Annotated in this window: 17 protein-coding genes; 12 read left to right on the top strand and 5 right to left on the bottom strand. The window is 68.8% G+C overall.

What is annotated here, in order from left to right:
• Positions 1-58: 58 nt before the first annotated feature.
• On the bottom strand, positions 59-472 hold the full coding sequence (locus ACLJK8_RS14170; RefSeq protein WP_413150954.1) for a DUF3775 domain-containing protein: 414 nt from the start codon (positions 470-472) through the stop codon (positions 59-61).
• A gap of 218 nt (positions 473-690) precedes the next feature.
• Between ACLJK8_RS14170 and fumC the strand changes: the two genes are divergently transcribed.
• From fumC to ACLJK8_RS14150, 4 genes are read left to right on the top strand one after another with little or no spacing between them, the layout of a single operon-like run.
• A complete protein-coding gene (gene fumC / locus ACLJK8_RS14165; protein ID WP_413150953.1) occupies positions 691-2085 on the top strand; it encodes a class II fumarate hydratase in 1395 nt (464 codons plus the stop codon).
• Between the two features lie 23 nt (positions 2086-2108).
• Positions 2109-2969, top strand: coding sequence for a neutral zinc metallopeptidase (locus tag ACLJK8_RS14160; RefSeq protein WP_413150952.1), 861 nt, complete (start codon positions 2109-2111; stop codon positions 2967-2969).
• Positions 2970-2980: 11 nt separating this feature from the next.
• Positions 2981-3163 (top strand): DUF4169 family protein, encoded by a 183-nt coding sequence (locus ACLJK8_RS14155; RefSeq protein WP_413150951.1) that lies wholly within the window; start codon positions 2981-2983, stop codon positions 3161-3163.
• 54 nt (positions 3164-3217) lie between these two features.
• The gene (locus tag ACLJK8_RS14150) at positions 3218-3448 is read left to right on the top strand and encodes a ribbon-helix-helix domain-containing protein (protein WP_413150949.1); all 231 of its coding nucleotides are present in this window, start codon (positions 3218-3220) and stop codon (positions 3446-3448) included.
• Between the two features lie 19 nt (positions 3449-3467).
• On the opposite strand, the gene ACLJK8_RS14145 is transcribed toward ACLJK8_RS14150, so the two are convergent.
• Entirely contained in the window at positions 3468-4097 is a 630-nt protein-coding gene (locus tag ACLJK8_RS14145) for an FMN-binding negative transcriptional regulator (RefSeq protein WP_413150948.1), read from the bottom strand.
• A 29-nt stretch (positions 4098-4126) separates the two neighbouring features.
• A complete protein-coding gene (locus ACLJK8_RS14140; RefSeq protein ID WP_413150947.1) occupies positions 4127-4738 on the bottom strand; it encodes a LysE/ArgO family amino acid transporter in 612 nt (203 codons plus the stop codon).
• Between the two features lie 98 nt (positions 4739-4836).
• On the opposite strand from ACLJK8_RS14140, the gene ACLJK8_RS14135 reads away from it, so the two are divergent.
• On the top strand, positions 4837-5736 hold the full coding sequence (locus ACLJK8_RS14135; protein WP_413150946.1) for a LysR family transcriptional regulator ArgP: 900 nt from the start codon (positions 4837-4839) through the stop codon (positions 5734-5736).
• 34 nt (positions 5737-5770) lie between these two features.
• On the opposite strand, the gene ACLJK8_RS14130 is transcribed toward ACLJK8_RS14135, so the two are convergent.
• Together ACLJK8_RS14130 and ACLJK8_RS14125 are read right to left on the bottom strand one after the other, a co-directional pair.
• Positions 5771-6214 carry an SRPBCC family protein gene (locus ACLJK8_RS14130; protein WP_413150945.1) on the bottom strand — a complete coding sequence of 148 codons (444 nt, stop codon included), beginning with the start codon at positions 6212-6214 and terminating at the stop codon, positions 5771-5773.
• 34 nt (positions 6215-6248) lie between these two features.
• Positions 6249-6731, bottom strand: a complete 483-nt coding sequence (locus ACLJK8_RS14125; RefSeq protein ID WP_413150944.1) for a VOC family protein — start codon at positions 6729-6731, stop codon at positions 6249-6251.
• Between the two features lie 279 nt (positions 6732-7010).
• Here ACLJK8_RS14125 and ACLJK8_RS14120 point away from each other — a divergent pair, with 279 nt between their 5' ends.
• From ACLJK8_RS14120 to bioD, 7 genes are all read left to right on the top strand, one after another.
• Positions 7011-7460, top strand: a complete 450-nt coding sequence (locus ACLJK8_RS14120; RefSeq protein WP_413150943.1) for a YciI family protein — start codon at positions 7011-7013, stop codon at positions 7458-7460.
• A 58-nt stretch (positions 7461-7518) separates the two neighbouring features.
• Positions 7519-7896 (top strand): YciI family protein, encoded by a 378-nt coding sequence (locus ACLJK8_RS14115; RefSeq protein WP_413150942.1) that lies wholly within the window; start codon positions 7519-7521, stop codon positions 7894-7896.
• Positions 7880-9118, top strand: coding sequence for an RNA polymerase sigma factor (locus ACLJK8_RS14110; protein ID WP_413150941.1), 1239 nt, complete (start codon positions 7880-7882; stop codon positions 9116-9118). The genes ACLJK8_RS14115 and ACLJK8_RS14110 overlap by 17 nt, the downstream gene beginning before the upstream one ends.
• Positions 9119-9213: 95 nt before the next feature.
• Complete coding sequence (locus ACLJK8_RS14105) at positions 9214-9873, top strand: GntR family transcriptional regulator (RefSeq protein ID WP_413150940.1); 660 nt, start codon at positions 9214-9216, stop codon at positions 9871-9873.
• Positions 9874-9960: 87 nt separating this feature from the next.
• On the top strand, positions 9961-10527 hold the full coding sequence (locus ACLJK8_RS14100; RefSeq protein WP_413150939.1) for a biotin transporter BioY: 567 nt from the start codon (positions 9961-9963) through the stop codon (positions 10525-10527).
• A complete protein-coding gene (gene bioB / locus ACLJK8_RS14095; protein ID WP_413150938.1) occupies positions 10524-11606 on the top strand; it encodes a biotin synthase BioB in 1083 nt (360 codons plus the stop codon). Before ACLJK8_RS14100 ends, bioB begins: the two co-directional genes overlap by 4 nt.
• The gene (gene bioD / locus ACLJK8_RS14090; RefSeq protein WP_413150937.1) at positions 11603-12295 is read left to right on the top strand and encodes a dethiobiotin synthase; all 693 of its coding nucleotides are present in this window, start codon (positions 11603-11605) and stop codon (positions 12293-12295) included. Before bioB ends, bioD begins: the two co-directional genes overlap by 4 nt.
• Positions 12296-12299 lie beyond the last annotated feature (4 nt).

Below are 12299 nucleotides of genomic sequence, written 5' to 3'. Positions count from 1 at the left end.
TAGTGCTCGCGTCATCGGGACGGACGGCCGGCGGCGGCGCTCCGAGGCGGGTCGGCGCTCAGTATTCCCCGGTTTCCAGCAGATCGCTGCCGTCGAAGATCTTGTCGACGCCTTCGATCATGTCCTCGGCGACCTGCGGATGGGAGAGCAGGTAGGCCGAGGTCGGGCGATCGCGGCGGTCGATCGCGAGGGCGACCGCTTCCGTCCATTCGTCCGCTTCGAAATCGCCGCGGCCGATCCACATCAGCGCCACGAGTTCGGCCTGCTGGTCGGGCTCCAGATCCTCGATCTGCCCGGAGATCTCCTCGCGGGTCCAGTTGTCCGGGCTGTCCTGCAGGACGGCGGCGGCCTCGTCGTCGGAGGGGTTGGAGCCGGAATCCGGCGAGACGAGCTCTTCCTGCGCCATCAGCGCGCGCAGCTTCAGGATAAGGCTGCGGAGGAACTCGGGGTTCAGCGAAATCTCTTCTTCCACGGTAGCGCCTTGATTGAACCTGAGCTCAACATAGCGCCGGATGGCCGCGACCGCCAGCGGTCGGCGGCATCCCGCCCCCCTGCCGTCGGGATGCCCCCCCTGCCTGCCCCACGAAAGTCCGGGCGGCGCGCGCCGCGATTTCGGCCGAATCCGGTTGGAGCGCGTTTCATGCAACGGTATACCGCCCCCGACCCTTACACGGAAACGAGGAGACGCCGATGACCGCGACGCGCACGGAGACCGACAGTTTCGGACCGCTGGAAGTCGCCAGCGATCGCTACTGGGGCGCCCAGACCCAAAGGTCGATCATGAACTTCCCGATCGGCTGGGAGAAGCAGCCCGTCGCGATCGTCCGCGCGCTCGGCGTCATCAAGCAGGCGGCGGCCGAGGTGAACGCCGCCGAGGGCAAGCTCGACGCGAAGCTCGCCGAGGCGATCTCGCAGGCGGCCTCCGAGGTCGTGGCGGGCAGGTTCGACGATCACTTCCCGCTGGTCGTCTGGCAGACCGGCTCGGGCACGCAGTCGAACATGAACGCGAACGAGGTTATCTCGAACCGGGCGATCGAGATCCTCGGCGGCGAGATCGGCTCGAAGAAGCCGGTGCATCCGAACGACCATGTGAACATGTCGCAGTCGTCGAACGACACCTTCCCGACCGCGATGCATGTCGCCGTCGCCATGACCGCGCGCGACGTGACGCTGCCCGGCCTGCAGAAGCTCCACGCCGCGCTGCAGGAGAAGGCGGAGGCGTTCCGCGACATCATCAAGATCGGCCGCACGCATACGCAGGATGCGACGCCGCTGACGCTCGGCCAGGAATTCGGCGGCTATGCCTTCCAGGTGGAGCAGGGCATCAAGCGCGTGACCCAGGCTCTGCACAACATCTACCCCCTGGCGCAGGGCGGCACGGCGGTCGGAACCGGGCTCAACACCAAGGCCGGTTTCGCCGAGGCGGTCGCGGCGAAGATCGCCGAGATCACCGGCCTGCCCTTCACCACCGCGCCGAACAAGTTCGAGGCGCTCGCCGCCCATGACGCGCTGGTCGAGATGTCGGGCGCGCTCAAGACGGTCGCGGCCTCGCTCTTCAAGATCGCCAACGACATCCGCCTGCTGGGCTCCGGTCCGCGCTGCGGCCTTGGCGAGCTCGTTCTGCCGGAGAACGAGCCCGGCTCCTCGATCATGCCGGGCAAGGTCAACCCGACCCAGGCCGAGGCGCTGACCATGGTCTGCGCGCATGTCATGGGCAATGACGCGGCGGTGGGTTTCGCCGGCTCCCAGGGCCATTTCGAGCTCAACGTCTACAAGCCGATGATGTCCTACAACGTGCTGCAGTCGATGCAGCTGATCGGCGATTCCGCCTCGGCCTTCACCGACAACTGCGTCGCGGGCATCGAGGCGGACGAGGATCGCATCTCGAAGCTGATGTGGGAGAGCCTGATGCTCGTCACGGCGCTCGCGCCCACGATCGGCTACGACAATGCGACCAAGGTCGCAAAGACGGCGCACAAGAACCGCACCACCTTGAAGGAGGAGGCGATCAATCTCGGCTTCGTCGATGCCGAGACCTTTGACAGAGTGGTACAGCCGAAGGATATGCTTGGTCCCAAGGACTGACCGCAGGCCCGGGAGGAGTCGCGATGGATTGGCGTGGACGCCGTCAGAGTTCGAACGTCGAAGACCGCCGCGGCAGGGGGATGGGCCGGTTCGGACGGGGCGGTGGCGCCCCGATCAAGCTGAGCGGCCTCGGCCTCGTTGTCGTGCTCCTCCTCGGCGCCTTCTTCGGCGTCGATCTTTCCGGCATCGTGGGGCCGCAGACCGGCCCCACCTCCTCGAGTTCCACGCCGGGCGACCCCCAGGCGGAGGAATACAAGTCCTTCGTCGGCGTCGTGCTCGCCGAGACGGAAGAGGTCTGGGGCAGGATCTTCCAGGCCTCCAATCTCAACTACCAGGACCCGACGCTGGTGCTCTTCTCCGGCGTCACCAGTTCCGCCTGCGGCACGGCGCAGTCGGCGATGGGGCCGTTCTACTGCCCCAACGATCAGCAGGTCTATCTCGACACCGACTTCTTCGACGTGATGCGCCAGCAGCTCGGCTCGCAGGGCGAATTCGCGAACGCCTATGTCGTCTCGCACGAGGTCGCCCATCATGTGCAGAACCTGCTCGGCGTCCTCGAACAGGTGAACGCGCGGCGGGCGCAGGTGTCGGAGGCCGCGTCGAACGCGCTCTCCGTCCGGATCGAGCTTCAGGCCGACTGCTACGCCGGGATCTGGGCGAACGGGGCGCGCGACCGGCTGAACCTGACCGACGACGACATCCGCTCCGCCCTCGACACGGCGGCCCGGATCGGCGACGACGCGATCCAGCAGCGCCAGCAGGGATATGTCGTACCCGACAGCTTCACGCACGGCTCCTCGGAGCAGCGCCAGGAGTGGTTCCATCGGGGCTACGAGTCGGGCGATCCGGACCAGTGCGACACCTTCAACACCAACAACCTCTGAAGGGGCATGGCGTGAGCGAGATCGTGAACCTCCGTCAGGCCCGCAAGCAGGCCCGCCGCGATGCCGAGCGGCGGGAGGCGGACGCGAACGCCGCGCGCCACGGGCTCACCAAGGGGGAGCGCCGCCGGCAGGAGGCCGAGCGCGCGCGGGGCATCGCCCATCTCGACCAGCATCGGCGCGAGGTCGAGGACTGACGAGACCGGCCTCCGGCACGGCCGCCCGAGGCCCCGAGACGCGAGGACTTCTCCTTGGCGCGACCGGTCAAGCACTCGCTGACGCTGAGCGGCCACCGCACATCGGTCAGCCTGGAGGCGGAGTTCTGGCGCGCTTTCCGGGAGATCGCCCGGATCGAGGGCCGCGCGCTGAACGCGCTCGCGGCCGAGATCGACGCCGCCCGCGATCCCGACACCGGCCTCGCCTCGGCGATCCGGCTGCATGTGCTCGCCTGGTATCAGGGCCGCGCCGACGGGGCGGAATGACGGCCCGCCCCCTTCCCCGTCAGCCCGCGCGCCCCGGCGCCTTCGCCATCCGATCGGCCAGCGCGCCATTGCCCTTCGCGCGCAGGCCTTCGACGGCGCCGCGGTAGTCCCGCGCATCGCGGTTCTGGCTCAGCTTCGCCTTGGCGAGCACCCGGCTCACCGCGATCCGGAAGGCGACGATACCCCCCAGCATCTCCGTCATGAAATCCGCCGGCGCGTCGGCCATCCGCCAGGCCGCGGCACGGTTCGTCCGGCGCTCGTGCTCGCGCGTGAGCAGCCCGACCGCCGCCCGCTTCGTCCGCTCGTCGTGCTGGAAGCTGATGGCGCCGTGGATATGCACGACCTCGTAGTTCCAGGTCGGCACAACCCGGTGATGCTCGGCCTTGCCGGGGTAGAAATTGGGCGAGACATAACCGTCCATGCCCCGGAAGATCGCGAGCACCTCCTGCCCCTCCGCGATGAGCCGGTGCATGTCGTTGGCCCGCGCCACATGGCCGATCAGCGTGCCATCGGGGCCGCGCAGGAGCGGCAGATGATTGGCGATGAGCCCCTGCGCCGTCTGGGCGACGACGCAGGCGAGCGGCGCGGCGGCGATCACGGCCGCGATCTCGGCCTCGCTCACGTCGCTGAAATGTTCGGGCAGATACATCTTCAGGTCCTCCGGCGGGCCGGTGCGCGTCAGCCGTTCAGGATCAGCTTGCCCGCGATCATCCACATGACAAGGGCGATTCCGGCTTCGAGCGCGCGCCAGGCCGACGGTCTCGCGAATACCGGCCGCAGCCAGCGCGCGCCATAGCCGAGCGCGAAGAAGAACAGCAGGGACGCGGTGATGGCGCCGGCGGCGAAGGTCCCCTCGGCGCCGGGAAACTGCGTCGAGATCGCGCCGATCAGGGCGAGCGTATCGAGATAGACATGCGGGTTGAGCCAGGTCAGCGCGAGACAGGTCAGAAGCGTCCGGGCAAGGCTCTCCACCCGCCGCCCCTCGCCGACCGCCAGCGCCCCGTGCGACCTGACCGCGGCGGCGAGGCTCTTCGCCCCATACCAGATCAGGAACAGCGCCCCGCCATAGCGCATCGCGGGCTCGATCCAGGGCAGCGACGCCGCGATCCGGGCGAAACTCGTAACCCCGACGAAGATCAGCAGCGCGTCCGAGACCGCGCAGGTCGCGCTGACCGCGAAGACATGCTCGCCGCGCAGACCCTGCCGCAGCACGAAGGCGTTCTGCGCGCCGATCGCGACGATCAGGCTGAGCCCCACGGTCAGCCCGGTGACGAAAATCGCAAGATCCATGGATGCGCGGCCCTCCCAGCGTTCATGGGCTTGCAGTATCCGGCGCTGCCTGATTAGACAAATTAAAGGGTGTTAGCCGGATTAAGGACAGCTAATCCATGATCGACTATCCCGCCGCGCGCGCCGTCGCGATGGTGGCGCGGACCGGCAGTTTCGAAGCCGCGGCGAGGGCGCTCGGCGTGACGCCCTCGGCGATCTCGCAGCGCGTGCGCCAGATCGAGGAGCGGCTGGGCGCGGTGCTGATCGAACGCGGCGCCCCTTGCGTCGCGACCGAGAAGGGCGCCCTGCTCTGCCGACACATGGAGCAGGTGGGGATGCTCGAACAGGATCTCTTCGCGCGGTTGCCCGGGCTCGGCGACCCCGAGCCGGCGCGGGTGACGCTCAGCATCGCGACCAATGCCGACAGTCTCGGCACGTGGTTCCTTCGGGCCGCCGCGTCCTTCACCCGGGACGCGCGCTACCTGCTCGACATCGTGATCGACGACGAGGAACACACCGCCGACTGGCTCAGGCGGGGGCGGGTCGTCGCCGGGGTGACCGCGCTCGGCAAGCCCGTGCAGGGGTGCCAGCTGCGCGCGCTCGGCAGTCTGCGCTACGTTGCGACGGCCAGCCCCGACTATGTCGCGCGGCATTTCCCGGGGGGCGTGAACCCGGCCGCCATGGCGGAGGCGCCGGCGCTCACCTTCAATCAGAAGGACCGACTGCAGCGCGACTGGTGCCTCCACACCTTCGGCGAGCAGATCGCCTTCCCGACCCACTGGCTGCCCTCGACGACGAGTTTCGTGGAGGGCGCGCTGGCTGGCATGGGCTGGGGGCTGAACCCGGAACAACTCGTCGGCGAGCATCTGACGGCGGGGCGCCTGGTCGAGCTCGTGCCCGGCGCGCGCTTCGACCGGCCGCTCTACTGGCAGGTCAGCCGCCTCGCCGCCGACCGCCTCGCCGCGCTCACGCGCGCGGTGGTCGCGACGGCGAGGCGGGAACTCAGGCCCCCCGCCTGACGTCCGGGAGGCGGCGAGCGCCGTGGCGCCAGCGCTATTCGCTGATCTCAGGCTCCACCAGCTTCGCGAGCTTGAGCAGACATTTCTGCCAGCCGAGATAACAGGCCTCGACCGGGATGGGGTCCGGGATCCCGCTCTGCTCGATCCGGATGTCGGTCCCGACCGACACCGGTTTCAGCACCACGGTGACCGTGATCTCGCCCGGCAGGTTCGGATCGTCGAAACTGTCGGTGTAGACCAGCCTCTCGCCCGGCACGATCTCCTTGTAGATGCCGCCGAAGGCGTGACTCTTGCCGGTCGTGAAGTTGCGGAACGACATCCGGTGCTTGCCGCCGACCGTGGGGTCGAGCTCGTGAACCGTGCAGAGAAAGCCGAAGGGCGGCAGCCAGCTCGCGATCGCGTCGGGCTCGATGAAGGCGCGGAAGACCTTTTCCGGCCTGGCTGTGAGCACGCGGTGCAGATTTACCGTGCTGGGCATGATGTTCTCCTTTCGTGATTGATCCGGGCAGGCCTCAGGCCGACGCGACGGCGGCCTCGATCGCGGCGATGTCGATCTTGCGCATCGTCATCATCGCCTCCATCGCCCGCCTCGCCGCGCCGCGGTCGGCGCCGGTCGCGAGTTCCATCAGCCGCCTGGGCGTGATCTGCCAGGAATGGCCCCAGCGATCCTTGCACCAGCCGCAGACGCTCTCCGTCCCGCCATTCCCGACGATGGCGTCCCAGTAGCGGTCGGTTTCCTCCTGATCCTCCGTCAGGACGATGAAGCTGACCGCCTCGTTCGGGGTGAAGATCGGGCCGCCGTTCAACCCGAGGAACGGCCGGCCGAGCACGGTGAATTCCACGGTGATCTCATCGCCTTCCTTGCCGCTCGGGTGATCGGCGGCGGCGAGGTTCACCCGGTCGACATGGCTGTTCGGAAAGGTCGCGGCATAGAATTCGGCCGCAGCCCTCGCCTGGTGGTCGTGGTACCAGAGGCAGTTCACGATCTCTGTCATCTCAATTCCTCCTTCCATGTGGCGCTCGCCTCGGCCAGCGCCCGCGTCGCGTTCTGGACATAGGACGGACGGGCGGTAGCCTATCCGACAGAGGCGCGGAATCTTTTTCGCGGACCATCGGATCAATCCGTGACAAGTCGACCTAGGCGGACGGCGATACCCGCATGGATCGCCGGATCGTCGCCGAAAAAAGATCGAACCATCTGTCGGCTCGCACCGTTCTCATACGTCCTTGGATGAGCGGGCCGGGTCCGGTCCGAAGCAACTTCGGAGAAAACCATGCGTGTCGTCGTTTTCGTAAAGGCCACGGAAGACAGCGAGCAGGGCGTGATGCCCTCGACCGAGCTTCTGGAGGCGATGGGGAAATTCAACGAGGAACTGGTCGAGGCCGGCATCATGGTGAGCGGCGACGGGCTGAAACCCTCGTCTGCGGGCAAGCGGATCGCCTTCGACGGGCCCTCGCGGCTGGTCATCGACGGTCCCTTCGCCGAGACCAAGGAGCTTGTCGCCGGCTACTGGCTATGGAACGTCAAGGATCTGGACGAGGCCATCGCCTGGGCGAAGCGATGTCCGAACCCGATGCCCGGCCCCAGCGAGCTGGAGATCCGCCCGCTCTACGAGATGGAGGATTTCGGCGAGGTCCTGACGCCGGAGGCCGAGGCCATCCACCAGGGCGTCCGCGACAGGCTGGCCCGAGACAAGACGGGCAAGAAGACGGGCGAAAGCTGATCGTGCACTATCCCCGGCGGCTCCCATCGCGCGGAGTTCCCGGGAAGGAGACCGCCGGATGCTCTACGCGATCCTCTGCTATCACGACGAAGCCGAGACCTCGAACTGGACCGCCGAACACGACGCCGCCGTCATCGGGCGGCTCAGGCAGGTGCAAGGCAGATGGGCGGACCAGTTCGGGCCGATCGCGCGGCTGATGCCCTCCTCCTCCGCGACGACGCTCCGCAAGACCGATGGCGTGGTGCTGGACGGCCCCTACGCCGAGACCAAGGAGCAGCTCCTCGGGTTCTACGTCGTCGATGTCACAGGGCTCGGCCAGGCACTGGAGATCGCGCGCGAGCTGACCGCGGCCAATCCGGGCGGCGCCTACGAGTTGCGCCCGATCATGACCTATCGCCCCGATGGAGCGGCCGCCGCCGATGACACGGACACCTGACCCGAGCTGGATCGAGGCCCGGCTGGTCGGCGCGCGGCCGCGGGTCGTGGCGGCGCTCCTGCGCTATTTCCGCGATCTCGATCTCGCGGAGGAGGCGTTTCAGGAAGCCTGCCTCCGGGCGCTCCGGAACTGGCCCGAGAAGGGGCCGCCCCGGGACGCGGCCGGCTGGCTCATCATGGTCGGGCGGAACGCGGGCCTCGACCATGTTCGCCGGCAGAGGCGCCTCACGCATCTGCCACCCGGCGACGCCGCCTTCGAGGCCGAGGCGGAGGAACCCGACATGGCCGAGCGGCTGGACGCCGCCGACTACCGCCACGACATCCTTAGGCTGCTCTTCGTCTGCTGCCATCCCGAGCTTCCGGCGACGCAGCAGATCGCGCTGGCGCTCAGGATCGTCTCGGGCCTGCCGGTCGCACGGATCGCGGCCGCCTTCCTCGTGAAGGAAAAGGCGATGGAGCAGCGCATCACCCGCGCCAAGGCCCGGATCGCCAGCGCCGACATTCCCTTCGAGACGCCCGGCCCGGTCGAGCGCGCGGAACGGTTCGAGGCCGTCGCCGCCATGATCTATCTGGTGTTCAACGAAGGCTATACCGACGCCGAGCCCACCAGCGAACGCGCGGGCCTCTGCGACGAGGCGATCCGCCTGGCACGGCTGCTCCTGCGGATGTTCCCGTCCGAGCCGGAGATGATGGGCCTGCTGGCGCTCATGCTCATCCAGCATTCGCGGCGCAAGGCGCGTTTCGACGGCGAGGGCGCGGTGATCCTGCTGGAGGACCAGGACCGCGGCCTCTGGGACCGCCGGATGATCGCCGAGGCGTTGGTGATGATCGACAAGGCGATGCTGCGCCACCGCCCCGGGCCCTATCAGATCCAGGCCGCCATCGCCGCGCTGCACGCGCGGGCGGCCCGGCCCGAGGAGACCGACTGGGCCGGGATCGAGGCGCTCTACCGGGCACTGGAGCAGCGCACGCCCTCGCCGGTCATCACGCTGAACCGCGCGGTCGCGGTGTCGAAGCTGCGGGGTCCGGGGGCGGCGCTCGAAGTGATCGAGCCGCTGGCGGCGCCCCTCGACGGCTATTTCTACTTCCACGGCGTGCGCGGCACGATCCTGCGCGACCTGCGCCGCGCCGAAGAAGCCCGCGACGCCTTCAACCGCGCCATCGCGCTCGCCAACACCCCGGCCGAGGCGGCGCATATAAGGCGGCAACTGGACCAGCTCTGACGCCACCCCGGCTTCGCGCGACGGCGCGACGAGTCCCCGCGACCAGCTCGCCGATCAGGTTCGACAATCCGCGCGCGACGAATTATCTACAAAACATGCGCGCGAAATCGGAAGAAACATTGACGGCCCGTATCGCCCGCGTCCTCGCGGACCGGATCATCGCGGGCGAGATCCTGCCCGGCGCGCGGCTGAGGCAGGATCACATCGCCGAGGAATTCGGCGCCAGCCATGTACCGGTGCGCGAAGCCTTCCGGCGGCTGGAAGCACAGGGGCTGGCGGTGAGCGAGCCGCGGCGCGGGGTGCGCGTGGCCGCCTTCGACACCTCGGAGTTGCGGGAGGTGGCCGAAATGCGCGCCGCGCTCGAAGTGCTCGCCCTGCGCCACGCGGCCCCGCACCTGACCTCGGCGGTTCTCGACGCCGCGGAGGAGGCGACACGGGCCGGCGACGAATCGCACGAGGTTCGCGCCTGGGAAGAGGCGAACCGGCGGTTTCACCGCCTGATCGTCGAGCCCTGCGCCATGCCGCGCCTGCTCGCCACCATCGACGACCTGCACGCCGCCAGCGCGCGTTTCCTGTTCTCGGCCTGGCAGACGGGTTGGGAACGCCGGACCGATCACGACCACCGGGCGATTCTCGCCGCCCTGCGCAAGGGCGATACCGAAGCCGCCTGCGCGACGCTCGCGCGCCACGTCCAGCGGGCCGGTTACCGCGGCGCGCAGGCGCCAGGCGGCCGCGTCGGATTTGCTCTCGGCTAATTATCTATATTGCGCTGCGGATCGATTCCAATCTATGCATTTTGATAGATACTGCACAAAATTATCTATAAAACAGAAGGAACCGACATGAACTGGAACTCCGCCGTTTCGCGGCCCAGCCTTCAGGCCGCCGCGAGGACCACCGCCGTCGTGGTGCTCGGCGTCGCGCTGATCACGCTTTGCGCCAAGCTGCGCGTGCCGTCCTGGCCGGTGCCGATGACGCTTCACACGCTCGCGGTCATGGGAATCGCGCTCGCCGTGGGGCCGCGTCTCGCCACGGCGACCTTCCTCGCCTATCTCGCGGTCGGGGCCGCCGGGCTGCCGGTCTTCTCGGGAACGCCGGAACGCGGAATCGGCCTCGCCTACATGGCCGGCCCGACCGGCGGCTACCTCGCCGGCTACCTTCTCGCGAGTTGGGTGTCCGGGGCGCTGGCGCTCGGCCGCGGCACGATCGGACGGGTGATCGCGATGCTCGCGGGCCTCGGCGTCACCTACGCGCTCGGCCTCGCCTGGCTCACGATCTATGTCCCGGCGGGTCAGGTCATAGCTCTCGGCTTCACGCCCTTCATCCTTGGCGACCTCATCAACATCGCCATGGTCGCCTTCGGCGCTGCGATGGTGCCCAGCCGCTTCCTCGGGAAGCTCGGGCGATGATGGACGGCGCCGCGACGATCGACTCGTCCCGGGATCGGAACGGACAGGGGCGGGCCGAACGGGGGGCACCCGCCCCTCTCCGCACCGACTGGACGGAAAGCGAGGCGCGGGAGATCCACGCCCTGCCCTTCCCCGAGCTCCTGTTCCGCGCGCAGGCCATCCATCGCCAGCATTTCGACCCGGCCGAGATCGAGACCGCGACGCTGCTCTCGATCAAGACCGGCGGCTGCCCCGAGGATTGCGGCTACTGCTCGCAGAGCGCGCATTGGGCGACCGGGGTCAAGGCGACGAAGCTGATGGAGGTCGAGAGCGTGCTCGCCGAGGCACGTCGCGCCAGGGCGGGAGGCGCTACGCGCTTCTGTATGGGCGCCGCCTGGCGCGGCCCCAAGGACCGCGACATGGCAGCGGTCTGCGCGATGATCGAGGGGGTGAAGGCGCTCGGCATGGAAACCTGCGTGACGCTCGGGATGCTCACCGCGCCGCAGGTCAGCCGCCTCGCGGAAGCCGGGCTCGACTACTACAACCACAACATCGACACGTCGCGGGACTTCTATCCCGAGATCATCACCACGCGGACGATGGACGACCGGCTGGAGACGCTGGCGAAGGTGCGTGAGGGCGGCATCAAGGTCTGTTGCGGCGGCATCGTCGGCATGGGCGAGACGGTGGAGGACCGGATCTCGATGCTGGTGACGCTCGCGACGCTCGACCGGCATCCCGAGAGCGTGCCGCTCAACATGTGGACGGAGATCGAGGGCGCGCCGGTGATGGAGAGGGCGGAGCCCGCCGATGCCATCGCTTTCGCCCGCCTGGTCGCGCTGGCGCGAATCCTGATGCCCGGAAGCGTCGTCAGGCTCTCCGCCGGCCGCGACGCGATGAGCGACGAGGCGCAGGCGCTCTGCTTCCTCGCCGGGGCGAATTCGATCTTCACCGGCGACACGCTGCTGACCGCGGGCAATCCCGAACGCGACCGGGACGCGGACCTGCTCGCACGTCTCGGCATGCGCGCGGCGGGGCCCCGGAGCGGCGGCGAGGTGTCACCGCGTGCCTGCCCGGCCGAGGCAGCGGCGGCGCCATGACGCGGGCGCTGGTCGTCACCGGCACGGATACGGGCGTGGGCAAGACCGTCTTCGCCGCCGGGCTCGCGTCGCTGCTCGGCGCGAGCTACTGGAAGCCGGTGCAGGCCGGGCTCGGTGAGGAAACCGACAGCGAAACCGCGGCGCGGCTCGGCGGACTTGCCGCGGGACGCGTGATGCCCGAAGCCTATCGCCTCCGTACGCCCGCGTCGCCGCATCTGGCGGCGCGGATCGACGGCATCGCGATCGAACCCGAGCGACTCGCTATTCCACGCCTCCCCGGCACGCTGGTGATCGAGGGCGCCGGAGGTCTGATGGTGCCCCTCACGTCGAGCCTCACCTACCTCGACGTCTTCGCCCGCTGGCGCGCGCCCGCCATCCTCTGCGCCCGCACGCGGCTCGGCACGATCAACCACACGCTCCTGTCTCTCGACGCGCTGCGGCGGCGCGCGGTGCCGGTCCTGGGTGTCGCCTTCATCGGCGAGGACGAGCCCGAGACGGTGGCGATCATCGCCCGGATGGGGCGGGTCAGGGTTCTCGGCCGGCTGCCGATCATAGAGCCGCTCGGCCCCGAGGCCTTGCGGCGCGGCTTCGGGAGCGCGTTCGGGCGGGAAGCCTTCGAGGGTGCATTCGGAGAAACGCCCGGCAACGCCACTCCCGGCGGCGCCGCGAGGAGCGCCCTGGCGCCTTGAACCG

Source organism: Amaricoccus sp. W119 (genome assembly GCF_047275745.1).
Taxonomy (GTDB): Bacteria; Pseudomonadota; Alphaproteobacteria; order Rhodobacterales; family Rhodobacteraceae; genus Amaricoccus.
The sequence above is the reverse complement of the archived record's forward strand: the minus strand, read 5'-3'. Positions and strand labels throughout refer to the sequence as shown.